Here is a 21,927-nt window from a genome sequence, read left to right on the forward strand (position 1 = left end):
GACAACATGACACGTTTCTTTCTTGGCGCACCCGTGCGCGAGCCCAGCGAGTTGCGCTTCTTCCGGCGGCTGCGCGCTGACCTTGCGGCTCGTGGGATCGCAGCGATTGTGCTAGCCAATTTCGTGGCCGATCCCGAGCGACTGTCACGCCAGGTCGATTGTCTAATCTGGACCCGGCACCGCCTGGTTCATGTCGAACTGAAGACTCTCGATACGCGAGCGCCTCTCGACGCGCCCGCGAACGGGCACTGGACTCAGCACCTACCTGGGGGACAGTCTCGAACGCTGAGCAACGGGTCTCGACAGGCACTCGATACGACATTTGCCGTCAGCGATCACTTGCGGCGGATAGCCAGTGCGGCAGGGCTTCCCATACCGCGGACCGCGTTCTACCGGCACATCGACACCGTCGTTTGCTTTCAACCGGAGATCCCACGCGACTCCCGCATTCAGCCGATCAGGTATGTCTCACTGTGCAGTTACTCCGAACTGCTGGATCGGCTCGGACAAGATGGCGCGTCGCCGCCCGGCTGGTCCGCCGGTGAGATGGAGCTAGTTGCACAAGAACTTGGATTGTTCGCCGAGCAAGAGAACCGTGAGGAGGCCAATGCCAGCCTGACGGACCTGAACCAGCTCGCGAGCTATCGCAGCAGACTCGCCGCGGATCTGGAACGCGACCTGCATGAGCTGGTGCCGTTGCGCATGCGCGACGAGGCTGGTGAATGGGTTGCCGCTCTCGAGGTTCTCGACCACTGCATAGCCTCAGGGGAAGTCGTCACCGTAAGCGGAACCAGCGGTACCGGGAAAACTCACGCCGTCAAGCACGCGGTGCTCAATCGATCGCGGATTGACGCCGTCCCGGTTTGGCTGTCATGCCGCGACTACCAAGGAGACACCTTCTCAGTCGCGATGGCAAAGGCGGTCGCCCGATTCACATCCCACCGCTGGAGCGATCTTTTCCATCAGGCACGTCGTCAAGGACTAGTCCCCGTCATCGTCCTCGACGGCCTCGGAGAATGCAGCTCGGACCAGCGAAGGATGCTGCTCGAGGGTGTGCGCGCCTACCGCAACCTCAATCCGTGCGCCGTAGTCGCGACCGATCAGTGTCCGCCACCCATCGATGCTTCGCAGCAACTGGTCAGCCAGAAGCCAAACGACATCGAGCGCGGCCTCCTTCTTGACTCTTATGGTGCGCCGCAACTGCGGGGTACCGAGGCGTTCACTACGGCCTGGGAGCTGGCAATGGCATCCCAGTGCGCGACCGAGCTTCCCCCCAACGCGACCCCCATCGACGTCGTCGACACCTACTGCCGGCGCCTCAGCCGCACAGAGGTGGAACGTGACCAACTGCGCGCACTCGCGGTGACAATGCGCCGAGCAATGCGGCTCTCCCTGCACCTCAATCAAATGCGGTCAGCCATCCTTACCGAGCTGGGACGTCCCGTAACAGCGGATGAACTCGATATCCTGCTGCGCAGCAAGCTCTTACGGACCGGTCCCCAGCGCGTGTCCTTCGCACACGAAAGCCTCACCCGATTCCTCGCAGCGCAGCGCCTGACCCTAAATGCCGGCGATGGAGCCGCCCTGGCCGAGGTGCTGCAAACAGCTGCTCTGACAGATCTCAGCGACCTAGCATTCGAGATCGAGCCGGACCCCGCTCGCCGCTTCGACGCGCTGATCGCCAGCCACCGCGCTGACTTAATCGCCAAGGCTGCCTGCGGCGGCTACGGTCCGACAACCGAACTGCGTGCGCTAGCCGAGATTCGACGCGTACTTTCCGCCATGTCTGAGGTCACTAGGTCCGCGCGCTTCGTTTTCTCTGGCGATTCCGACCTAAGCGGCATTTTCGACGGGCACTGGGAACGACCGCGAATCGGAGCCACAGAAACCGCCCTTCTCCAAGCAGCCGGGCGATGTTTGGTTGACGGCGTTCTCACGGAGGAGCTCTCAGTTTTGCTGGACACAACAGACGCTGTCTGCGCCGACGCCATGAAATCGTTGCGAGCAGCCGGCGTGCGCAACCCGATATCTGCTGTCGTCGCCAGCACCTGCACCCCCGGTCTTACCCATTACCGAGACATCGCTTCCTCCATCGAGTCGCTGGCTGTCGGAGACCTGCCCGCCACCATCGCGCTCCGTTCTGCCAACAAAGTCCGCCTCCGGATCTGGCGTAGCTCCGATGGATCTTCACGCGCCGCGCTGCTGCGATTCGCCACCCCTGCATCACCACGATGGTGCCGCCTTTCGGCGTCGCTCATGATTCTGAACGTTGACAGCGAACAGGACTTGGACACACTGCCAAGGCTTGTTTCCGAAGCCTGGACCGTGGGCGGCTATCACCTCCGGTTGGAAGCACTCCAAGCAGCACACGCAGGTGCCCGTCGGATGCACGATGCGACTCGGGCCAGACTCCGGGACGCGCTCGAAGATATCGACACCCACGACAACTGGGCACTGTCCAGCCTGCACGTGGAGGCGCTCGCGGCATGCGGTGCAATCGAGCCGATCGGCACCGAAGCGAGCATCCGAGCCGACATCGACAACATTCTGAACAACCTCGACGACCCCCACGCCAGCGGCCTTGCCAGATCCATCCTCAGCCAGCAGTTCGAGGACGAAACAATCTTCGGTCCCGTCTCCGAGGTAGTCGACACGCTCCCCCCTGAGCAACTGGTACAACTCTGCGCGGTGGCACTACGTGACGAGGACGCCGTCCTTTCGATCACACGTGACTGGGCCGTTGCCCGCATTGCGGACCATATCCAAGCTGCTGGACCACCGCAGCTGCAGCTCATCGCCCAAATCGCTGCAGACCCGCCTGCCGATTCCGCCGTCTCACACGAGGGAGTGCGAGCGCATCTAGAGGCACTCAGAGGATGGGCGAGCATCAAAGATCAACTCCCCGATGTCGAGGAGGCGGGAAGGGATCTGATCGCACGCACTTGGCGTCTGATCGACGAGCTCATCTTCCCGTTGCTCACCGGTACTGCCGCGAGCAAGGATCGCGACATCTGGCTGCAACTTCAAGGTCCCTGCCGCCCTGTTGCGGTCGACGCCTTGCTGCAGCTCCGTATCGCGCAGTATTGGTCCGGGGACCGCGGCACCACGATCTACCAGATGTTGGAGCAGGCATATCCCACTGAGCTGAAGACGCTCTTCGAGTGGGCGCTGGACCATTGGGAGGAGTTGCGCTCTGCCGCAGGGCCGCACATACGCAGCACGCGGAACGGACTGCTACAAGCCCTGAGCGGTGTCGGGGACGATCGGACACGCGCCATCATCGAGGGACATCTCAAAGACCCGGAGATCGCACAGGCCGCCGTCGCCACATTGCGTGAGATCGACTCCCGCCGAACAGAGCACACATAGTCGGGTCGGATTGGACGTACGTTTACCGCTGCTGCGCGGCTCCGAGCTCTGCCACGTTGCCCCGCTACTCGATGATCAGCTGTTTCCGCTGGTGGAAGACGTGTGGGTAGTGGGTCGTGTCCCCCTTCGGACACAACCTGGGCGTGAATTCCTTTGCAACTCGAAGGAATTCACGGCGCTGAGCAATGCGATCGGCGGCACGACTGCAACGGCCGCAGCCAGCACGGCCAGCGCATGTGCGTGCAGCAACGGCGTGGGTGGGATCGCCGGTGATCCTGATGGCTGCGGCGGGTGGCGAATTCACACCAGAGAAAGGCGTGCGCACGCCGGTTCGCCTGGTGGCGCCGTCCGAACCAGTCGTAGCAGGGTCGTCAGCGGTGGACGGTTGTGTCGGATTGTCTGTGGAATCGTTGTCGGTGGGCATGGTGAAGCGCTTGGGCAGTACGAAGAAGCGATGAACCTGCGTGGGTGATTGCTGTTTGATTGCTATCGCGAGAAATTCGATTCACAGCCCCGGCGTGTCGACACGCCGAGCTGACGTGCGGGCTAACTCGGACCCTGGCGGCGGCCGCCTGGTGTGCGCATGGGTGTGCCGCGTTGGCGGAGTGCGTCGCGGATGGTGCTGGCGGGGAATCCAGTGAGGCGGCTGCAGCTGGCCAACGAGTGGCCGGCGAGGTAGAGCCGTTCGACGTTGTCGATGTCGTCTGTGGGTATCGACTGGAAGCGTCTCGGTACGTCGCGGTTGTTCAGCAGTGCAAGGACTGCGGTCTTGGAGATGCCGAAGCGCGTCGCGAGCTGTGCAGTGGAGGCGCCGTCACGGTAGGCGCTGATCAGCTGTTCGAGCATTGCGGGGCCGAGGCGCCGCTCGATTCTGCGGGGCTCGCGACGATCCTCTGTCGGAGGTTTCCGACGTCGTCGGGGGAGCGTTGAGGGCCGCCCGGCTTCGATTTTGGCGCGGCTGGCTTCGAGTTTCTGCAGGTCAGCGCGTTTGGAATACCGCCCAGCTAGGTCCACCCTAGAAGAAGCCGCAGGTCAGCAACCTGCGGCTTCTTTCGTTCTGTAGCCGCGATTCGAAGCTGGTGCCCTTGAGCTGCAGAAAGGCGACCGGTTGGTGTTTCGAACCCAGCTAGGGGGGTTGTGAGGGCAGGGGCTGGAGTGACTGTTGTGGCCAATGCATGCCGGAGGCTGTTGCTCCGTCGGTGAGTAGCTGCCCGTCGGCCGGGTCGTGTCTCCCAATGATCTGAGCCATTCGACGATGAGAGCTAGGACGAATCCGGCACGGTAGGTGGTTGTGAGCTTGTCGTAGCGGGTGGCGACCGCACGTCAATGTTTGGCGCGGTTGAAGGCACGCTCGGTGACGTTGCGGCGCTTGTAGAGCTCGGGATCGAAGCGCGGTGCCCGCCCGCCGTGTCGGCCCTTGCGTTTGCGGTTGGCGACTTGATCGGAGCGTTCCGGGATGACGGTCCGGATACGTTTGCGCCGCAACAGGGTTCGGTTCGATGCGGCAGAGTTGGCGCGGTCGGCTATCACCACGTCCGGATTTCGGCGCGGCGGCCCGCCCTGCAGACGGGGCACCACCAGTGTGTCCAGCAATGGTGGGAGCAGGGGTGAGTCGTTGGTCTGGCCGGGTGTGAGCAGCACGGCCAGGCCCCGACCCTCGCCGTCGGCGGCCAGGTGCACTTTGGTGGTCAACCCGCCGCGGGAGCGTCCGATCGCGTGGTCGGCGGAGGATCGCCGATCGAGCTGCGACCACCGAAGCGATGCACAGGACCAGGCACTGACCGTGCGGGAGTTCACCGGAATGATGGCTTGCAGAAGCCTGCCTGCAGACCCCGAATCTGCAGGCAGGTTGGGTCAGCTACTTGTCGGCTTTGTTGTACGCCGCCAGGATGTCAGCGGATACCCGTCCGCGGCTGGACACCTCGAAGCCGTTCTTCCGAGCCCAGTTGCGAATCGCCTGGGTCTGCTCGCGATCGACAGTAGGCCGAGACTTGGTACTCGTCGTCTTCGGCGCGCGGCCGACCCTTCGGGCGTGCTGGGTCCACTCTTCAAACGTCCCGCGTATTTGTGCTGCGTTGAGCTTGGACAGGTCGATCTCGTAGGCCACACCGTCGACAGCAAAGAGCACTGTCTCCTCGGCGGTGGACTTGCCGTCATAATCGTCCACCAGCTCGACGACAACCTTGCGTGCCATGAAGCAGCCTTTCCAGTTTGCACTGATGTAGTAATACAGAAGCGTAGTTGACCTCGTCACAGCAATAGGTCCTGGCCTGATCAGGCAGACCGCGGCCCTCCCGCAACACCACGTCGGCGCCAGCGCTCGCCATCATGGAACTCGGTCGACGTGGTACTGCGACGCTCGTTAGACTTCCCGATGGAACTGAAAAGTGCAGTGCGCGAATATCTTTCGGCACTACTTTGGGGAATCAAGTCGGGAATCCGGCCTGGCTGATCGTGCACGTACTGCGCTTGAAGCGGCGACTTCGGGCTCGGCGGACCTCGGCGGCGAGGTTGCGCAGCCGGTTCTGGGTGAATCCATTGGCGGCGACGAGCTCGTCCAAGTCGTGTTGTTTTGGATCGACTGCCTGATCCAGGCAGCATCGTCAGCCCATGCAAGGCATGCCATCTCAGTTCCTGAAAGCCGGCTGTCCCAGTGCGGTTTGGGTCTATCAGGCGAGGCTGGCGATCTGATTTGTCATGCGTTCGCGTAACCGCCTGCGCTCCAGACGATTCCCCCAAACTGCATCAGTGAGACAGCATGCCGTACAGGTATGCCGGGTGCAGGCTGGTAGGGCCAGAAGCAGTAGCCACATCGGTGGCAGTAATGGCCAGCTCGCCAAACACTTTGAGCGAAGGGAAGTCCGCGAATGATCCGATCGTTTAGGCGAGTTCTGCGTGATGCGGTCAAAAACAGGAGGATCGAAGGGATGGCCGGCGCGAGGACGAATGCCGAGTTCGCGCCGATGAACCAGGGTAGGGCCGAGGTGGCTTCGGGATCGCCAAGAGCCACGATGCTGAAGAGGAGATAGAAGAGGGCCGGAACGATCAACAGCATGCCGAGGTAGCTGACAACCGGAATCAAGCCCGTGTCAGGAAGGACACCTTCTCGTAGCGGAGGAGCTGTTAGGTGGACCGGGAGGCCCTCCATTGCTCGCGGAAGCGGAAGAGGTTCTCCAGAGTCACGCAGGCAGCGACCATCAGACTGATGACAGTGACGACCGGCGATATCCATGGGTAGTGCAGGTTCACCAGCGCGGGGACCGTCAACCCGCCAACGACAGGCAGTGCCTGCATCCCGAGGTAGCGCTTCTTCATCGTCAGCGACTTGGCGGCGTAGTACGTCACCCACCGTTCCAACCGGTCACTCAAGTAGGTTTCCGCATCCATTCCAAGTCGCGCGAAACCATCACTGGTGGAACTGCTTTCGCTGAATCCAGCTGGAGGCATGCTGTCATTATCGCCGAGGGTTCGGGGTGGCTGACCTCTTCGTCCCGAACCACTAAATGGCCCGGTTTGCTATCTGCTGGGCGTTTCGACGCGGCGCATGGAGAAAGCTGATCGAATCTCTGGGCATCACTACACTTTCCAAGTCTCAGGTGTCGATGATGGCTCGCGACCTGGACGCCCAGGTCGAGGCGTTCCGCACCCCGACTGGGGCACCCGCAATAGAAGGTAGGGACGAATGGATCGAGGGGCGACCTTATCTCGGTCTCGATGTCCTGGCCCGCTCCCGTGGCCTCAACCCCACCGACGAACAGGAGGACCACCGCACCCGCACAACTCACCGCCTGACCGACATTTCGGATCATTCGGTGACCACCCGAGTTACACCACGCCCCGGGACTTGACCTGGTTGCGTGGTGATTTGTGCTCAGGTGTCATGATGACAGTCGTGGTCGGAAGGGAGCTTCGGCCGCGGGAGGTCACTGCCCCGGGATGGTTTAAGGAGCTGCGGTGGCCATCGCAGAGCATGTCATAGGAGCTGGCGGCCGAAGAGCAGCAACTCTCAATTGGCGACGACGCGGGAATAATGATCACTCAAGATCCGCGGTCACGGTCGCGAGGTCGCCAGGGCACGAGCGCCATCCGGTGCCACAGCTAACCTCGCCCTCTTCGACAACGGACAGCTTCGACGACCGTCTACCGGGGAGGTTGAAGCAGGGAAGGCTGTGCGACGGCGGCCAGCGCAGCGCTGGATACAGGTCAGCGACAACGCTCATCCGGAGCATTCCGTCATACTGGCGTGATGCCGCCGACGCCGACTCGACGATCAGCTGCGAAAAAGCTAGCCCTTTTGACCTGGTTGACGACCATCGCGGTGACGATCACCATCAACTACGCGACCCAGTGGCAGCCGGACTGGCTCAAAGCACATCCGATCGCCGCCTGGATAGTTTTGGCTGTGGTGGCTCTATTGGGCTTGTGGTTGATAAGCCGCACGGCCGACAGCGGAGACGGGGAGATTCAGCCGAAACATCGGTGGTTCGAACTCCACCGTTCTGCCCGGCTGGTGCATTGTCTCGCCTGCGGCAAGAAGGTGCTCGTAGCGATCCGCGAGGGCGAGACCTGGTCCTGGCAATGCCCAAGATGTGGTGAGCGGTCGGTCGTTAGCATGGACTCGACCGCTCGGATTACGATCACGACACCCAACTACGGCAGGGTTCGGTACACCCAGCGCACCCAACTTTTCGGCCTCCTTACGAAGATCTACCACTCGGAGGTGTTGGAGCCTGCCAAATCACTGGCTGTTCGTCGCCACGTAAACGACGAGCCGCCGACGGTCATTTCTCAGTCGATCGACGGCATGTTCAAGCGGGAGTTTCGGGCGGCATTCGTCCGAGGGCTCCTGCTCGACAGATGGAAGCGAATCGCTGGTTTTAGCGCGATTATTTCATTTCTGGTGCCGTTGGGGCACGCGCACAACCTTCATCAATTGTGCTTGCACATCGCCCTGGGGTTCAGTATCTGTGTCGCACTCTGCGTGGGCTTGCTCTGGTGGAACGGCTGGCGGACGTTCAGCCGCTGGATGGGTTCCAGGGACGCGCTTTACTGCTGGCTGCAGCGTTCCGAAGGTATCGCCCTGGCGGTAGTGATGGCTTCTCCGCCGCCCAAACAATTTCACTTCGAGGCTCTTCGAATCCTCGGCGGCCGGAAGGCTTGGAAGCTAGGCGTCGAGCTCATGCACGATGTTTGCCAATACGCCGACGGTAACGGCACGACCTTGTCGATCAACGCCAGTGAACCGGAGTGGCTGATCGAACTAGGCTTCGAGCGGGCAGTGAAACAGCTGCGACGCGGCTCGTCAACACTTGTCAGGCGGCCCCAGTCTTCGGGCGCCGGCGAACAGGGCACATTGTCGTGAGCAACGGCGGACGAGCCCTGAACCGCAGAAAAACGAAGTCGAGACCGAGCCTGGGCCACAACATCCAGAATGAGGACGAACGTGGGGCAACAGTCCTGAAATCGGCATAGAGCGTTCGTCGGCAACGCTGGTCGCGGCGCCAGCGACACTAGAGGTCATTCGGCTTCGGAACTTGACATGGCGTTGTCTGGGCTGCGATGCGGTCGTTGGTGAGTCGGCTGAAGATGCTGTGTAGCAGAGTGTTTCGCTGCCCGAATGGCATGCGTAGGGTCTCTGTGAGTGGCTCACGACCCACGCCTGTGGCCGCCGCCGGGCTGCAGATTCAACGGCCCGAACTCGTCCACGCAAATCACGCGGTCGAGTTGGTGTTCCTGCCCACTGACTGCACGGCTAGTTCGCCGTAGTCGCGCCCGACGAGTGTTCGTGGGAAGGAGGGAGGGGGAGTCGGGAGTGACCCTAGATAGGCACTTTTCGGCCGAGGTAGGAGTGGGGTGCTGGGGTCACGCGGCGGACCGGACGTGTATGCGTGAAAGGAAGAGATCCCGCCCGGAGTGAGGGGTCCCCGGACGGGATCAGGTAAGGAAGCGACCTATCAGCCGAGGCTGAACGGCTGCCCCCACAGGGTGACGGAGCCCTTGGCGGTCACGGTCTCCACGTCCACCTGGACGAAGGCGCGTGCCTGGGCGTAACCGGCGCAGCCGGAGAGTCCGATAGTGGAGTTCTTCCAGCTGACTCCGGCGTGGTCGGTGTTCATGACGGGATAGAACGGCAGATGCGATTGCGCGCCGTAGCTGTCCTTGGACTCCACGTCGAGGAGGAACTTGCCGATCAGCTCCCGATCGAACAGGTCGCCAAGCGCTGGATCGTCGCCTCCAGCCCTGACGAGGCCATCGCCGGTATCAGACCCTATCTCGCCGCCGGTCTCAGCCACCTCGTCTTCCATGGGCCCGGCCACGACCAGTACCGCTTCCTCACCCAATTCGCCGAAGACGTCCTACCGAGACTGCGCCAAATCGGCTGAGACGTGATCCCAGGAACCCGTGCAACCACGCGGCCCTTGCGGCAGCGTCCTCGCGCGGGCTGCGCGGTGGCGTTTCAGTTCCGAGTCAGAGAACCTGTTGACCTTCCGATCGGAAGGCATTAGATTCATTACCTAGCCGACCACGCCGTTGCGAGCGTGCTGGCACCGAGGCGCCCAAGGCGGGTCGCCGGCCTCGAATCGGAACCACAGTGGCGGTCTCCTCATGCGCATGAGTCTCGTTGGAATCGAACGTATGCCGAATGTGCTCGTCCGAATCCTCCCCGACTCAATTGATGACATGCAGCTTGATGGACAACGTAAGGAGCAATGGATTGATCATCGATCGGATAGGCGTCGTCGGTGGCGGCCGCATGGGAACCGGAATCGCGCGGGTATGTGCGCTCGCCGGTGCCGAAGTCATTGTGTGCGAGGTGGATTCGGGAACAGCGGACCTGGCGCGGGTGCGGACCGAAGGTTCGTTGCGGCGCGCTCATGCTGCGGGAAAGATCGCCGAGAGTCAATGCGCCGATGCGCTCTCCCGGCTTCGATTCACCGACTCCCTCGACTACCTTGGCGATCGCGAACTCATCATCGAGGCCGTGGTCGAAGACGAAGTCGTCAAGTGCGAATTGTTTTCCGCACTCGACAAATTGGTTGAAAGTCGCTCTGCCGTCCTCGCATCGAATACCTCCTCGATCGCCATCACGAAACTGGCGGCAGCGACGACCCGGCCGGAAAACGTTGTGGGCCTGCACTTCTTCAACCCGGTTCCCGCCTTGCGGCTCGTCGAGCTGATTCCCACCCTGCACACCGACCCCGCAGTTGCCGATCGCATCGAGCGATTCGCGACGGAGGACCTGAACAAGCGCGTGATCCGGGCCAAGGACCGCGCTGGGTTCGTAGTGAACGCCCTGCTGACGCCCTACCTGCTATCGGCGGTACGAATGTTCGAGGCCGGCGTCGCTTCTGCCGAAGACATCGATCAAGGGATGGTGGACGGCTGTGCGCATCCCATCGGGCCGCTGTCACTGGCCGACTTCGTGGGTCTGGATATCTTGCTCGCCGCGTCGAACTCCATGTACGAGGAATTTCGGGATCCGCAGTTCGCGCCGCCGCCGCTTCTGCTCCGCATGGTCGAGTCGGGCCTACTCGGTGAGAAATCCGGCCGAGGCTTCTTCACCTACGCCCAATGACCCCAGCCGAAGGAACTCCAGTGGCTGCAAGCAACAGCACAACATCCAATACCGATGTGACGATCGCGTCGAACCTGGCGTGGCCCTTGCGTCGTGCGGCTCGCCTGTACGGCGACTCTCTCGCCGTTGTGGACGGCGAGACGAGACTCGGCTACGCGGATTTACTGTCCTGGTGTACGCGAATGGCGGGTGGGCTCGCGTCGCTCGGCGCTGGACCCGGCGACCGTGTCGCGGTACTGGGAGCCAACAGCGCCGGATACTTGGCAGCGTATTTCGGCGTGCCGGCCGCAGGCTACGTTCTGGTGCCACTCAACGCCCGGCTTGCCGACGCCGAGTTGATCCAGGTGGTCGACGATTGTGAACCCGCCTTTCTGATTGCGGATTCGGCTCATAGTGCCCGCGCCGAAGAGTTGAGCGCGGCGACAGGGACCGCAGTTGTCACCTTCGATCAGCTCCTAAGCCGACAGGGTGAGGGGGCCGCTGTCGAGCGTGAATTCGATCCGCATGCGTCGGATCTGGCTGCGATCTTCTATACCGGTGGCACCACCGGACGGGCCAAGGGCGCGATGCTCACCCACGGAAACCTCACCGCGAACGCAATGCACATGATTGCCGGACTCGGATACCACTCCGACGACGTCTACCTGCATTGCTCGCCGATGTTCCATCTAGGCGATGGAATGTCCACCTACCCAATGACCTGGGTGGGCGGACGGCATGTGGTGATCCCGAGGTTCGACCCGGAAGCGGTGGTCGATGCCATCGAAACTGAAGGGGTGACCTGCACATTCCTGGTTCCGACCATGCTGACCTTGCTGCTCGAGTACCTGGACCGAACCGGCAGGGAAGCCGACCTTTCGTCGCTGTGCCTCGTGGTGCACGGGGGCGCGCCGATCGCGCCGACGCTGCTCCAGCGGGCTATCGATCGACTCGGTTGTTCCTTCACACAGTCGTACGGGATGACCGAGGCCGGCCCCATCCTGAGCTTTCTCCCGCGGGAGGATCGTATGCTCGACAGTGATGTGCTGCGTTCGGCGGGCCGACCAGTTGCTGGAGTCGAAGTCCGCGTTGTACGAGAAGACGATACCGACTGTGAGATCGGCGAGGTCGGCGAGATCGTCGGTCGCGGGCCGAATTTCGCGATCGGCTACTGGCGCCAGCCCGATGTGACGCGAGACCGATTCCGGAATGGCTGGTATCGGTCGGGCGACCTCGCATACCGCGATGCCGACTATCACCTCTACATCGTGGGCCGGGCAGGTGATGCCATCATCAGCGGCGGGGAGAACATCTACGCCGCCGAGGTGGAAGCGGCACTCGCGCAACATCCCGACCTCGTGGAGGCATCGGTCATCGCGATTCCCTCCGACCAGTGGGGCGAGCAGGTGCACGCCGCGGTTGTGATTCGCGACGGAGCGACGACGTCGGCAGCGGACCTCGATCGGCACTGCCGCGAATTGATCGCCGGCTACAAGATTCCGCGGTCGTACGAATTCCATTCAGAGCTGCCGCGCACCGGACCCGGAAAGATCGACAAGTTGGCCTTGCGCCGTCCGCATTGGGCAACGCACGAAAGGGACGTGTCATGACCGAAACGGCCGAACGGACGAAGCGAGTCGCTCTCGTAACCGGCGCCTCGCGTGGAATCGGCGCGGCGTCCGCGGTTCGTCTTGCCGCGCAGGGATACAGCGTGGCGGTGAACTACGCGACATCGGCCCACCACGCCGAGGCGGTCGTGCGGCAGATCATCGCGAATGGCGGCCAGGCCGTTGCTCTCGAGGGGGACGTCTCGCTGGACGGAGCCGGGGAGGAACTCGTTAGGGAAACCGAACGCCGTTTGGGGCCGCCGGTCATCGTGGTCAACAATGCCGGGGTTCAACGCTCCCGGGCGATGATCAAGCAGAGTCCCGACGAGTTCGATCAAATGATAGCCACCAATGTGCGTGGTGCATGGGCGGTTACGCGGGCAGCCCTGCCGCACATGTACGAAGCCGACTGGGGCCGCGTGGTTTTCATCAGCTCGGTGCTGGGGGCGACCGGCGGCCCCGGCGACAGTGGGTACGGTGCGTCGAAGGCTGCACTGCTGGGTATGGCGAAGAGCTTGGCGTTCGAGGTCTCACGGCGCAACATCACGTCGAACGCGGTACTGCCGGGGACGATCCTCACCGACATCGTCACCGACGTGGACCCGGATGTCCTCGCGGCGAACATCGCCGCGATAGCGGCGCGACGTGGGGGCGAGCCCCGCGAGGTGGCAGCCGTAGTCGGATTCCTCTGCTCCGAGGACGCTTCCTACGTCAGCGGCGCCGAGATAGTGGTACACGGTGGTGGTTGGGCCACCCTGCCACCCAATAAATAGCCATGCAGGGCAACATGACTCGAGTGTTGGAGAGGCAAGAACTGTGCAGTATGGAATCGGCCTGTACACCGGGCAGGTCGCACCGGGCGAAGACCATGGGTTCCGGGCCGAGTACGGCCGGATCATCGAACAAGCGAAACTGGCCGAAGAGGCTGGGCTCGACTCGATTTGGCTGAGCGAACATCATGGCGCCGCCGATGGCTACCTTCCCTCGCTCTTGCCCGTCGCCGCGGCCATACTCGCCGCGACCGAGCGTCTCGTGGTCGGCACCGCGGTCTTGCTGGCCCCGTTCCACGACCCTCTCCGTTTGGCGGAGGATGTCGCAGTACTCGACCAGATGTCCGGCGGCCGTCTGATTCTAGGATTGGGAACCGGCTGGCGACGCAGCGAGTTCCATGCTTTCGGCGCCGACATGAAGACCCGTGGCAGGGCCCTCGAGGAGACCGTTCAGATTCTCCGGCGCGCTTGGGAGGGTGAGCGATTCGGCTTCCAAGGGCGGGTCCATCGAATCGATAGCGCAATTGTCCGACCGGAACCGTTCACTCCCGGTGGCCCTCCGGTCTGGCTCGGCGGAACCGGCCCGAGATCGCTCGCGCGGGCAGGACGCTTGGGCGACGGATACTTTGGAGTCTGCACCCCATTCGAAGGAGCTGTGTCCACGTTTTCCGAGGTCCTGGATTCAGTTCCCACCGAGCGGCGGAGGTCGTTCTCCTTCGGCCAGTTGCGCTCGGGTTTCATAGCCGAAGACCCGGAGCTGGGCTGGAAACTCGCCGGGCGCGGTATGACATACACAACGGAGGTGCATGCCCGGTGGGCGGCCGAGGAAGCAGGTAGCCAGGGCTATTCGGATGCTCTCCCACCCTCGGAAGAGGCGGTCCGGAACTACAACCTCATCGGGACTGCCGATCAGGTGACCGCCGCGCTGGCACCCTATGAACAGCGATTCGCCCGCCGATCGGACTCGCACCTCTGCTTCCGTCTCTACCATCCCTACACGCCCTATGACACGGTGCTCGACGCGATCCAGACGTTCGGTAGGATAATCGTTCCGGCCCTCCGTTCGCCCCGTTGACAGCAGGCGCGCCGGGCTGACACCGATGGAGACGAGCTGCTGGAGGAAACCCGTGCCACCCAAGCGTTCTACCGAACGACATGCGGAGGTTCTCGATGCAGCAATCGAATTGATCCGCCAAAAAGGAATCGATGCCACCAGCCTTCAGGATATAGCCGATGCGGTCGGAATCAAGAAGGGCAGCCTGACTACATACTTCACCTCCAAAGAAGAGCTGGTCGAGCTGATCCAGGCGCGGTTCACCGAGATCGCGGAACAGGAGCTGGACAAGATTGCGCTGCGCGCTGAGCTGACCCCTGACGCCCGGCTTCGTGAACTGTTGTACTTTCACGCTGAGCACTGCGCTCTTCGGCTGTCCTCGCCCGTACTGGTCGGCTTCATGCAGCTCTGGACTTCCACGCCGGCACCGAACGATCGGCATCAGCCCCCCATTGTGCGCGAGTATCAGAAAAGGTTCGTCGACACCGTCATCGAATGTTCGCGCCAGAACGTTTTCCGGCAGGTCGACCCCGAGCTGGTCGTGAACGGACTGATGGGCAGTATGAGCTGGTGCGCGTTCTGGTACAACGAAAAAGAGCACGGCCCGCTGCGGCCGTTGGTCGACAAGATCATCGACATGGCATTCGACGGTTTGCGCCTGCCGGCTGCTGATTAGGCGTTCCGAAAGCCGATAAGAGCGGGGTGACTCTGCCCCGCTCTTATCGGTCGTCGGTCAGCGCTTCGACAGTCGGGCACCCGCGTCCAGGCGAATCACCTCGGCGTTGATCATTTCGTTGGTGATGATCGCGCACGCCAGCTCGGCGAATTCTACTGGCTTGCCCAGACGTTGAGGGAAGGCGACCGAAGACGTCAGCTGATCCTGCAGATCAGGCGGGAGGTCCGTGGTCAACGCGGTTTCGAATGCACCGGGTGCGATGGCAGCGCACCGTATTCCGTACTCCGCAAGCTCGCGGGCGGCGGGCAGGGTCATCCCGATGACACCGGCCTTGGATGCCGAGTAGGCCAGCTGACCCTGCTGGCCCTCATAAGCGGCGATGCTGGCGGTGGCGACGATGACGCCGTTCTCGTTGCTGTCGCCCCGGCCGTTTGCGACCATTCGCCATGCGGCGGCCCGTAATACATTGAACGTGCCGGTCAGGTTCACGCCGATCACGTCGGTGAAACGGTGCGCCGCGACCGGTCCATCCCTGCCGATCAAGCGGAATCCGCCGGCGATGCCAGCGCAATGGACGACGATATCTACTCGGCCGAATGTACTGACAACCCTGTCGAATGCCGCATCCACGTCCTCGGTGTTGCCGACATTCGCGGCGAGCGGCAGCCAGGTGGGTGTCGGCTCGCCCGGTGGGGCCTGCAGATCCAAGCCGGCCACGCGAGCTCCTCTGTCGGACAAGAGTTTTGCGGTTGATTGACCCAACCCCGCTCCCGCGCCGGTGACCACGGCGACCGAACCGGCAATCCGCATTTTTACCTCCTGCTTTGGTTCCGGGGCGACATCTGCGCTGCGCGGAACAAGGTGAATTCGATTGATTCGAGGGGTTGCCACGCGATGCGAGGCGCGTTACCCTTCCAATCGACAGGATAACAGTTCGAGCCCCGATCCCGCTCGTCACGGAGAGCGGATCAGGAGGCCGATTCAGCCAGCCGAATCCGGTGTGGCGAGTGGAGGATCCGCATGCTGTCGCATGAAGACAATGAACTCTTGACTCGGGTCGCCGGGGCGCCGATGGGTGCGTTTCTACGCGAGTACTGGACGCCCGCCGTGCGCTCACAACGTCTGGTCGCCGACGGCGCCCCGGTGAAGGTGCGACTGTTCGGACAGAACTTCGTCGCATTCCGCGCAACAGACGGCACGGTGGGCTTTCTGGACGAGTCCTGCCCCCATCGGGGAGCCTCGCTAAGTCTTGCCCGAAATGAAGACTGTGGTCTGCGGTGCATCTATCACGGTTGGAAGATCGACCCGTCCGGGACGGTGGTGGAGGTGCCTTCCGAACCGGCGGACCGTACCGCCGACATGGCCGACAAGATCAAGATGCGCCATTACCCTTCCCGCGAAGCAGGCGGTGTGGTCTGGGTATATGTCGGGTCTCGGGAGCAGCCGCCGGAGTTTCCGCGGTTCCCGTTCGACGGTCTGCCTGTCGGGCATGTACGGGCACTGGCTGCCGAAACGCACTGCAATTGGCTGCAGGCTGTCGAGGGAACCCTGGACTCCTCACACGTTTCGATACTGCATCAGTCCTGGCTGGGCAGCAGTAGTGGCAGTCTTGGCGAAACTGCCGAGGACTCCGCGCCGCGATACGAATCCGACAACACCCGGTACGGCATTCGGTTCGCCGCGATCAGACACGTTGGCGAACACCAAATGCATGTACGCGTAACCGAATTCGTTGTGCCGTGGACGGCCTACATCCCCACCGGCGACGAAGACCGGATCGCGATTATCGGGACTCCGATCGACGACGAGCACTCACGCCAGTGGTTCATCCGGTGGAACGACGATCATCCGTTGACTGAGGATACCGATACGCATGCGTGGTATCAGGATTTGACGGTCGCGCCCGATGACTTCACCGAGCTGGTCCGCGGCAAAGCCGATTGGGGTCAGGATCGCAGCCTGATGTCCGACGGGCATTTCTCCGGCTTCACCAACCTCGTCCTCGAGGACGTCGCCATCCAGGAAAGCCAGGGACCGATCGTCGATCGATCAAAGGAACGGCTCGGCACCAGCGACATCGCGGTGGTGAAGACACGTCGGCTGTTGCTCAATTCTGTTCGCGGACACCAGAACACCGGGGAAGTGTTCGGGCAGGATGAGCCGCTGACGAGACCGGGGTCAGCCGGTGTCGCCATGACGCTGGACACCGGTACGGACTGGCGCGCGGTGGCGGACGCGGAGGCGCGTTATGTCTGATCGGACCGATTCCGAGTTCGCCGACTGGCAAGCGATCCGCGAGCTGACCGCTACGTACAACCGCTGCTTCGACAGGTCCGACGCCGAGGCGTGGGCGGCAACCTTTGTCGAGACGGGCAGGTTGGAGGTCGCGGGCCAGGAAGTGGCGTATACCGGCCATCAGGCGCTCGGTGAATTCTGCAGATCCAGGGGCTGGGGGATCCTGCACATGACTCTCGATCCCGAGGTGACGATCGACGGCGACCGCGCTGAGCAACGCTGCAACCTCCTGATGTTTCGCCGGTATGAGAACAAACAGCCGCCGACGTTGATGGCGACCGGGCGCTACGCCGACAGTTTGGTCCGCACGCCCCATGGATGGCGGTTCGATTCGCGTGTGGTCCAACTCGATACGCGTCTCGGTGTCGAGGTGCCTCGATGACAGTTTCGCGCATCGCATCGGCGGAAAGCCTGGGCGACTCCCGTGATCGCACAGCGGATGTCATTGTGTTCGGTTCCGGGGCGGCTGGGTTGGCTGCCGCCGTCACCGCTGCCGCATCGGGCTGTTCGGTGCTGCTGTTCGAAAAGGCAGCGCACATCGGCGGTACTACCGCCAAATCTGGTGGTGTGTACTGGATTCCCGATAACCACCTGATGCGCCAGCGTGGCATCGCTGACCCGGAGGATCGTGCGGTCCGCTACATGGCGCGAGTGAGCGCGCCGGATCGATACCGTGCTGCGGACTCGCATCTCGGCCTTACCCCGTGGGAGTACGACCTCCTCTCCGGCTACTACCGGCTCGCAGCCGAAGCCGTCGAGTTCTTCGAACACATCGATGCGCTTCACTCGACAATCGAAGCGGCACTGCGCTTTCCCGATTACCATATGTCACTGCCCGAGCAGGGAGGTGTCTTCGGTCGTGCGCTGGCACCTGCCGGTGAAGACAGCAGTCCCGGAAATGGTGCCGACCTCATTGCGCAATTGGTCTCGGCCGCGGAAGGTCTCGGCGTCCGGATCTACGCACAGCACGCCTTCTCCGAGTTGATTCTCGAACAGGGCAGGGTCACCGGTGCCCTTGTGCGCGATCTGGAGAGTGCACGTGTCATTCCGATCGACGCGGAGCTGGGGGTGGTACTCGCCGTCGGCGGATTCACGCACAACGCTGATCGGCGAGCTCAATACCTACCCGCCCGAGTGTGGGGTGGCTGCGCCGCCCCCGGCAACACTGGCGATTCGTTGCCTGCGTTCGAGGCGCTCGATGTCCCACTGCACAATATGGACTATGCGTGGTGGGACCAGGTGGCCATCGAACACACGCTGAGCGGCACCGGTGAAACACGCGCGGGGATGTGGGTGGCACCGGGAGATTCGTCACTGATCGTCGATCTTTCGGGCCAGCGGATTCTCAACGAGAAGCAGTTCTACAGCGACCGGGCGAAGGTACACATCGGCGTGTCCGCCCCGGAACTGTTGCTGCTGATCTTCGATGACCGGACTCAGCGACTGTTCTCCATGGAGCAATTCGCCTACCCCCTTGCGCTGCCGGACGAATCGTCGGAGCACATCGTGGCGGGTGCGAGCTGGGATGAATTGTGCGACAACCTTGACGCTCGGCTCGAGTCGCTGGGGGCAGAAACCGGCGGGGCGCGGTTGACCAGCGATTTCCGCACGAATCTCGCCGTCACGATTACGCGCTTCAACGAGATCGCGAGTACGGGAATCGACACGTACTTCGGCCGCGGAGCCGAGCCGATCGAATCGTTCTTCACCGGAGACCCTCGACCCGGCGGCGGACCGAATCCGGTTCTGGCGCCGCTGGACCCGGACGGTCCGTTCTACGCCGTGGTGATCGGACTCGGCACCCTCGACACCAAAGGCGGCCCGCGGATTTCCACCGCCGGGCAAGTACTCGACGCAAACGATGTGCCTGTCGACGGCTTGTATGCCGTGGGGAACTGCGCAGCCTCCCCATCCAACGATGGCTATTGGGCTGCCGGCGCGACCATTGGCCCGGCGCTGGCATTCGGGTACGGCGCAGGCCGGCACCTCGCCGCGCGGGCTCTGCTGCGAGGGCTGCCCCTCGTCGAGCCGAACCAGTAGCTACCAGCCATACACAGAGCCCTACAACAAGAAGGAAGACCATGACCAATGTGACAGTGATCAGCGCCCACGGGATGGACTGGGTGTGGCGCACCGGCGGAACCATTCTGAAGTACGTCAACTCCGGAGCGGACGTCACTGTCGTCTGCCTGTCGATGGGAGAACGAGGCGAGTCCGCATCGGCATGGGCCGAGCCTGACCAGACGGCGGAAGGGGTCCGTGGCATCCGACTGGGTGAGGCGGAAAAGGCCGCGGCGGTAGCCGGAGTCGAGCTGCGCACCTTCGACTGGGGCGACTACCCGATGGTCATCGACGACGAGCGTCGGCTGGAAATGGTCCGCTTGCTGCGCGAGCTCCGGCCCGATGTCGTGCTCACGCACGGCCGACGGGACCCGAACAACCCGGATCACGTCGCGACAGCCCGACTGGTCGAGGACGCCGCGATCTGGGCACGCGCGCACGGGAGGATCCCGGAAACAGAGCGCTTTGTCGTTCGCCAGATCCATGGATACGAACCGGAATTCCCGGAGTTCTGCGATTTCAAGCCGGATACCTACATTGACATCAGCGACGTCGCCGAGCAAAAACTCGAGATGATGCGCTGTTCGCAGGTCCAGGAATTCATGATCGATGTCTACGAGCAGCGCGCGCGGTACCGGTCGATCATGGCCGGGCTGCTGCTGGACCGAAAGGTCACGCACGCAGAGGCCTTCGAGAGTTTCCTGCCGGCCGCGGGGGAGCTCTTCTGATGACCAGCCATTTGATCAGCCCGTCCATCCTCGACCGGACGGATCGGATCGCTGGATCGCTGTGCGCCGAATTCGCCGAACTCGGCGTGGCGACCGTACACGAATCCCAGGGCCGCGGCGGTTTGATGGAGCCTTCCATCAAACCGCTGGTGCCCGGCTCGCGTGCCGCGGGTCCTGCAGTGACGTGTCTCAACCAGCCCGGTGACAACCTGATGCTGCTAGCCGCGCTCGAGCTGTGTCAGGAGGGCGACATCCTCGTGGTCGCCAACCTGGCACCGTCTACGGCGGGAATGGTCGGCGAAATCATCGCGAGCATCCTGATTTCGCGCGGCGCTGCTGGGCTCGTCGTCGACGGCGGCGTGCGTGACGTCGGAATGCTGCGCAGTCTTCCGCTGCCGGTGTGGAGCAAGACGATATCGGCCGCGGGAACCACCAAAGGCGGTCCTGGCTGGGTCAACAGCTCGGTGGTGGCCGGCGGCGCGACCGTGAGACCTGGCGATGTCGTGGTTGCCGACGACGACGGGGTGGTAGTCGTATCGCACGAATCGGCCGACGAGGTTCTGGCGCGCTCACATGCTCGGGCCGAACGTGAGACCGCGTTGCTGAAAGACATCGCGGCCCACGGATGGCAGGGCCTCGGACCGGAACTTCGTGAGCAGTTGCGCACGCTCGGGGTCCAACGCGTACCCGGCCTGCGGTGACCTTCCTACGAGAAATGCGCGATAGGTTTTCCAATGCGACTGTGTTCCTTTGTTGTTGACGGGCAATCTCATGTCGGTGTTGTCGGGGTCGACGGTTCGGTTGTCGATGCGACGCGACTGGTCGAGGACCTCGCCGAAAGTCTGCCGCGGACGATGGCAGGCTGGATCGATCTCGGATCGGCCGGCATCACTCGACTGCGTGGGCTTGTCGAGCGTTTCGGTTCGTGCCATGCCGTCGGCACGGTCGACGACCTGAAACTCGTTGCCCCGATGGGACGGCTCCGAAGAAACGTCATCTGTGTGGGCGTGAACTACTGCGAGCACATCGAGGAGTCGCAGCGCGCAGTCGGTGACATCGACGTGCCGGACGCACCGGTGTTCTTCACGAAGGACGTCCGCAGCATTTGCGGACCGTTCGACGATATCGGCTACGACGAGCGAGTCAGCGCCCAGCTCGATTGGGAGGTGGAGTTGGCCGTCGTCATCGGGGAGTCCGGCCGCTACATCGATCCCGCCGATGCACTCGATCATGTCTTCGGCTACGCCGTCCTCAACGACGTCAGTGCCAGAGACGTGCAACTGTCCAGAAACCAGTGGTGGAAGGGCAAGAGCATCGAGAATTCCTCACCACTGGGGCCTTTCGTCGTCACCCGTGACGAAGTGCCGGACCCGCAGAACCTCGAGCTGATGTGCTGGGTCGACGGTGTGGAAAAGCAGCGGTCACATACGCGACTGATGATTCACGACGTTGCGGCCCTCATTTCGGACTTGAGCCGATCCTTGACGCTCGAGCCCGGAGACGTGATCAGTACCGGAACGCCCGCCGGTGTCGGCCTGGCCCGAACTCCACCCGAGTGGCTGCGACCCGGATCGGTTTTGGAAAGCGAGATCACAGGTCTCGGCAGACAGCACAATCGCATCGTCGATATTGGAGCATGAGCAGAAATGGCAAATTTAGTAGGCGTTTTCGGGACTTCACACAGCCCGGCCCTGATCGCACCCGTATCGGATTGGCCTGCACTGGAGCCGAGGATCCCCCGACCTTCTCTCGATCGTCTGGCCGGTGACGTCCGAGACCATTGGAACGAGCATCAAGCTCGTTTCGACAGTG

The 21,927-nt window shown here is 62.7% G+C and carries 20 protein-coding genes and 2 pseudogenes; 15 read left to right on the plus strand and 7 right to left on the minus strand.

Annotation, left to right across the window (positions count from 1 at the left end; all coding sequences use genetic code 11):
* Nucleotides 1–6 precede the first annotated feature (6 nt).
* Nucleotides 7–3,369, plus strand: coding sequence for an NERD domain-containing protein (locus ACWEQQ_RS05580; protein WP_452347304.1), 3,363 nt, complete (start codon nucleotides 7–9; stop codon nucleotides 3,367–3,369).
* A 546-nt stretch (nucleotides 3,370–3,915) separates the two neighbouring features.
* Here ACWEQQ_RS05580 and ACWEQQ_RS05585 read toward each other — a convergent pair.
* The 5 genes from ACWEQQ_RS05585 to ACWEQQ_RS05605 all read right to left on the minus strand — a co-directional run bounded on the left by ACWEQQ_RS05585 (nucleotide 3,916) and on the right by ACWEQQ_RS05605 (nucleotide 6,816).
* Entirely contained in the window at nucleotides 3,916–4,215 is a 300-nt protein-coding gene (locus ACWEQQ_RS05585; RefSeq protein WP_452347305.1) for a hypothetical protein, read from the minus strand.
* 477 nt (nucleotides 4,216–4,692) lie between these two features.
* Complete coding sequence (locus tag ACWEQQ_RS05590; protein ID WP_452347306.1) at nucleotides 4,693–5,166, minus strand: transposase; 474 nt, start codon at nucleotides 5,164–5,166, stop codon at nucleotides 4,693–4,695.
* A 61-nt stretch (nucleotides 5,167–5,227) separates the two neighbouring features.
* A complete protein-coding gene (locus ACWEQQ_RS05595; protein WP_452347307.1) occupies nucleotides 5,228–5,563 on the minus strand; it encodes a histone-like nucleoid-structuring protein Lsr2 in 336 nt (111 codons plus the stop codon).
* Nucleotides 5,564–5,795: 232 nt separating this feature from the next.
* Nucleotides 5,796–5,930 (minus strand): hypothetical protein, encoded by a 135-nt coding sequence (locus ACWEQQ_RS05600; RefSeq protein ID WP_452347308.1) that lies wholly within the window; start codon nucleotides 5,928–5,930, stop codon nucleotides 5,796–5,798.
* Between the two features lie 562 nt (nucleotides 5,931–6,492).
* Nucleotides 6,493–6,816 (minus strand): DUF4231 domain-containing protein, encoded by a 324-nt coding sequence (locus tag ACWEQQ_RS05605; protein ID WP_452347309.1) that lies wholly within the window; start codon nucleotides 6,814–6,816, stop codon nucleotides 6,493–6,495.
* A gap of 67 nt (nucleotides 6,817–6,883) precedes the next feature.
* Between ACWEQQ_RS05605 and ACWEQQ_RS05610 the strand changes: the two are divergent.
* Both ACWEQQ_RS05610 and ACWEQQ_RS05615 read left to right on the plus strand, forming a co-directional pair.
* Nucleotides 6,884–7,016 (plus strand): annotated as a pseudogene (locus ACWEQQ_RS05610) (transposase); the annotation flags it as partial.
* Between the two features lie 671 nt (nucleotides 7,017–7,687).
* Nucleotides 7,688–8,731, plus strand: coding sequence for a hypothetical protein (locus ACWEQQ_RS05615; RefSeq protein WP_452347310.1), 1,044 nt, complete (start codon nucleotides 7,688–7,690; stop codon nucleotides 8,729–8,731).
* Nucleotides 8,732–9,323: 592 nt separating this feature from the next.
* Here ACWEQQ_RS05615 and ACWEQQ_RS05620 read toward each other — a convergent pair.
* Nucleotides 9,324–9,485, minus strand: a complete 162-nt coding sequence (locus tag ACWEQQ_RS05620; RefSeq protein WP_452347311.1) for an MspA family porin — start codon at nucleotides 9,483–9,485, stop codon at nucleotides 9,324–9,326.
* Between the two features lie 60 nt (nucleotides 9,486–9,545).
* On the opposite strand from ACWEQQ_RS05620, the pseudogene ACWEQQ_RS05625 reads away from it, so the two are divergent.
* The 6 genes and pseudogenes from ACWEQQ_RS05625 to ACWEQQ_RS05650 form a co-directional block, all read left to right on the plus strand.
* A pseudogene (locus ACWEQQ_RS05625) lies at nucleotides 9,546–9,752 on the plus strand (glucose-6-phosphate dehydrogenase (coenzyme-F420)); the annotation flags it as partial.
* Between the two features lie 332 nt (nucleotides 9,753–10,084).
* Nucleotides 10,085–10,945, plus strand: coding sequence for a 3-hydroxybutyryl-CoA dehydrogenase (locus ACWEQQ_RS05630; RefSeq protein WP_452347312.1), 861 nt, complete (start codon nucleotides 10,085–10,087; stop codon nucleotides 10,943–10,945).
* A gap of 20 nt (nucleotides 10,946–10,965) precedes the next feature.
* Nucleotides 10,966–12,534, plus strand: coding sequence for a class I adenylate-forming enzyme family protein (locus tag ACWEQQ_RS05635; RefSeq protein WP_452347313.1), 1,569 nt, complete (start codon nucleotides 10,966–10,968; stop codon nucleotides 12,532–12,534).
* Nucleotides 12,531–13,304, plus strand: a complete 774-nt coding sequence (locus ACWEQQ_RS05640) for an SDR family oxidoreductase (RefSeq protein WP_452347314.1) — start codon at nucleotides 12,531–12,533, stop codon at nucleotides 13,302–13,304. The genes ACWEQQ_RS05635 and ACWEQQ_RS05640 overlap by 4 nt, the downstream gene beginning before the upstream one ends.
* Nucleotides 13,305–13,347: 43 nt before the next feature.
* Nucleotides 13,348–14,376: an LLM class flavin-dependent oxidoreductase gene (locus ACWEQQ_RS05645; RefSeq protein ID WP_452347315.1), complete on the plus strand. Its 1,029-nt coding sequence runs from the start codon at nucleotides 13,348–13,350 to the stop codon at nucleotides 14,374–14,376.
* 52 nt (nucleotides 14,377–14,428) lie between these two features.
* The gene (locus ACWEQQ_RS05650) at nucleotides 14,429–15,031 is read left to right on the plus strand and encodes a TetR/AcrR family transcriptional regulator (protein WP_452347316.1); all 603 of its coding nucleotides are present in this window, start codon (nucleotides 14,429–14,431) and stop codon (nucleotides 15,029–15,031) included.
* A gap of 57 nt (nucleotides 15,032–15,088) precedes the next feature.
* Here ACWEQQ_RS05650 and ACWEQQ_RS05655 read toward each other — a convergent pair whose 3' ends face one another.
* Entirely contained in the window at nucleotides 15,089–15,841 is a 753-nt protein-coding gene (locus ACWEQQ_RS05655) for an SDR family NAD(P)-dependent oxidoreductase (protein ID WP_452347317.1), read from the minus strand.
* A gap of 210 nt (nucleotides 15,842–16,051) precedes the next feature.
* Here ACWEQQ_RS05655 and ACWEQQ_RS05660 point away from each other — a divergent pair, with 210 nt between their 5' ends.
* From ACWEQQ_RS05660 to ACWEQQ_RS05685, 6 genes are read left to right on the plus strand one after another with little or no spacing between them, the layout of a single operon-like run.
* The gene (locus tag ACWEQQ_RS05660) at nucleotides 16,052–17,287 is read left to right on the plus strand and encodes a Rieske 2Fe-2S domain-containing protein (RefSeq protein WP_452347318.1); all 1,236 of its coding nucleotides are present in this window, start codon (nucleotides 16,052–16,054) and stop codon (nucleotides 17,285–17,287) included.
* On the plus strand, nucleotides 17,280–17,708 hold the full coding sequence (locus tag ACWEQQ_RS05665; protein ID WP_452347319.1) for a nuclear transport factor 2 family protein: 429 nt from the start codon (nucleotides 17,280–17,282) through the stop codon (nucleotides 17,706–17,708). Before ACWEQQ_RS05660 ends, ACWEQQ_RS05665 begins: the two co-directional genes overlap by 8 nt.
* Nucleotides 17,705–19,366: an FAD-dependent oxidoreductase gene (locus tag ACWEQQ_RS05670; protein ID WP_452347320.1), complete on the plus strand. Its 1,662-nt coding sequence runs from the start codon at nucleotides 17,705–17,707 to the stop codon at nucleotides 19,364–19,366. The genes ACWEQQ_RS05665 and ACWEQQ_RS05670 overlap by 4 nt, the downstream gene beginning before the upstream one ends.
* A gap of 41 nt (nucleotides 19,367–19,407) precedes the next feature.
* Nucleotides 19,408–20,115, plus strand: coding sequence for a PIG-L deacetylase family protein (locus ACWEQQ_RS05675; RefSeq protein ID WP_452347321.1), 708 nt, complete (start codon nucleotides 19,408–19,410; stop codon nucleotides 20,113–20,115).
* On the plus strand, nucleotides 20,115–20,816 hold the full coding sequence (locus ACWEQQ_RS05680) for a 4-carboxy-4-hydroxy-2-oxoadipate aldolase/oxaloacetate decarboxylase (protein WP_452347322.1): 702 nt from the start codon (nucleotides 20,115–20,117) through the stop codon (nucleotides 20,814–20,816). Before ACWEQQ_RS05675 ends, ACWEQQ_RS05680 begins: the two co-directional genes overlap by 1 nt.
* A gap of 33 nt (nucleotides 20,817–20,849) precedes the next feature.
* Nucleotides 20,850–21,755 (plus strand): fumarylacetoacetate hydrolase family protein, encoded by a 906-nt coding sequence (locus tag ACWEQQ_RS05685; RefSeq protein WP_452347323.1) that lies wholly within the window; start codon nucleotides 20,850–20,852, stop codon nucleotides 21,753–21,755.
* Nucleotides 21,756–21,927 lie beyond the last annotated feature (172 nt).

The organism is Nocardia sp. NPDC004123 (assembly GCF_053603795.1).

What these genes read in the sequence shown, in the direction of transcription:
- ACWEQQ_RS05580 (WP_452347304.1), top strand. Translation starts at nt 7, where the DNA reads ATGACACGTTTCTTTCTTGGCGCACCCGTGCGCGAGCCCAGCGAGTTG.
- ACWEQQ_RS05585 (WP_452347305.1), bottom strand. Translation starts at nt 4,215, where the DNA reads ATGCTCGAACAGCTGATCAGCGCCTACCGTGACGGCGCCTCCACTGCA.
- ACWEQQ_RS05595 (WP_452347307.1), bottom strand. Translation starts at nt 5,563, where the DNA reads ATGGCACGCAAGGTTGTCGTCGAGCTGGTGGACGATTATGACGGCAAG.
- ACWEQQ_RS05605 (WP_452347309.1), bottom strand. Translation starts at nt 6,816, where the DNA reads ATGCCTCCAGCTGGATTCAGCGAAAGCAGTTCCACCAGTGATGGTTTC.
- ACWEQQ_RS05620 (WP_452347311.1), bottom strand. Translation starts at nt 9,485, where the DNA reads ATGAACACCGACCACGCCGGAGTCAGCTGGAAGAACTCCACTATCGGA.
- ACWEQQ_RS05640 (WP_452347314.1), top strand. Translation starts at nt 12,531, where the DNA reads ATGACCGAAACGGCCGAACGGACGAAGCGAGTCGCTCTCGTAACCGGC.
- ACWEQQ_RS05655 (WP_452347317.1), bottom strand. Translation starts at nt 15,841, where the DNA reads ATGCGGATTGCCGGTTCGGTCGCCGTGGTCACCGGCGCGGGAGCGGGG.
- ACWEQQ_RS05660 (WP_452347318.1), top strand. Translation starts at nt 16,052, where the DNA reads ATGCTGTCGCATGAAGACAATGAACTCTTGACTCGGGTCGCCGGGGCG.
- ACWEQQ_RS05665 (WP_452347319.1), top strand. Translation starts at nt 17,280, where the DNA reads ATGTCTGATCGGACCGATTCCGAGTTCGCCGACTGGCAAGCGATCCGC.
- ACWEQQ_RS05670 (WP_452347320.1), top strand. Translation starts at nt 17,705, where the DNA reads ATGACAGTTTCGCGCATCGCATCGGCGGAAAGCCTGGGCGACTCCCGT.
- ACWEQQ_RS05675 (WP_452347321.1), top strand. Translation starts at nt 19,408, where the DNA reads ATGACCAATGTGACAGTGATCAGCGCCCACGGGATGGACTGGGTGTGG.
- ACWEQQ_RS05680 (WP_452347322.1), top strand. Translation starts at nt 20,115, where the DNA reads ATGACCAGCCATTTGATCAGCCCGTCCATCCTCGACCGGACGGATCGG.
- ACWEQQ_RS05685 (WP_452347323.1), top strand. Translation starts at nt 20,850, where the DNA reads ATGCGACTGTGTTCCTTTGTTGTTGACGGGCAATCTCATGTCGGTGTT.